The organism is Streptomyces sp. SID11385 (assembly GCF_010548245.1).
Classification (GTDB): Bacteria; Actinomycetota; Actinomycetes; order Streptomycetales; family Streptomycetaceae; genus Streptomyces.
In genome coordinates this window covers 1-632 of the sequence record NZ_JAAGLR010000643.1, presented here as the reverse complement: position 1 = coordinate 632, position 632 = coordinate 1, and the positions used below count along the sequence as shown (strand labels likewise).

Genomic DNA, 632 nt, shown 5'->3' with positions numbered 1-632 from the left:
CGCGCGCGGCGGGGCCCGCGTGGGCGGCGTCGACGAGGACGTCGCCGAAGTCGGAGATGTTGCCGCCCAGGAGGACGAGCGCGGGCAGCGGCCCGGGGGCGCGCATGAGCGGCGCGGCGGCGACGAGGCGGTCCCCGCTGCGGACGACGAGGACGCGGAGGGCGCCGGGCGTCCCGTACGACTGCCACCAGGAGGAGAGCCAGGCGTGGCTCTGGAAGGGGGTGGCGCTCGGGCAGGCGGCGGTGAGGCGGCGCCAGTCGGGGGCGAGGAGCGCGAAGGCGCCGGGCTCGGTGATCCATTCGGTGGTGCAGGGTGCCGGGTCGGTCCCGGTGCGCAGTCCGTCACCGGCGCGGGTGCGGGGCGCGGGGCGGCCGGGTACGGGGACGCGCGGCGCGCGGGCGAGGGTGTCGTGCTCGGTGCTCATCGGTGCGGGCTTCCCCCGGTGCTCTTCGTGGTCTTCGTGCTCTTCGGAGTGGTTCATCGTGTGGGTGGAACGAGTGGCGGGGCCCGAGGTGGCGGGCGCGCGGGCCTTCGGAGGGCGTGGTGGCGGGGCTCGCGCGCCCGGGGGCTCAGCTCGCGGTCTCGCTCGTACGGGCCGGGTCGGCGGCGCTCTTGCGTTCCGCCGGGGCCGG

1 pseudogene is annotated in these 632 nt (G+C 78.0%); it reads right to left on the bottom strand.

The annotated features are described in order from the left end of the window. A pseudogene (locus tag G3I42_RS19505) lies at positions 1–424 on the bottom strand (glycosyl transferase family 1); the annotation flags it as partial. Positions 425–632 lie beyond the last annotated feature (208 nt).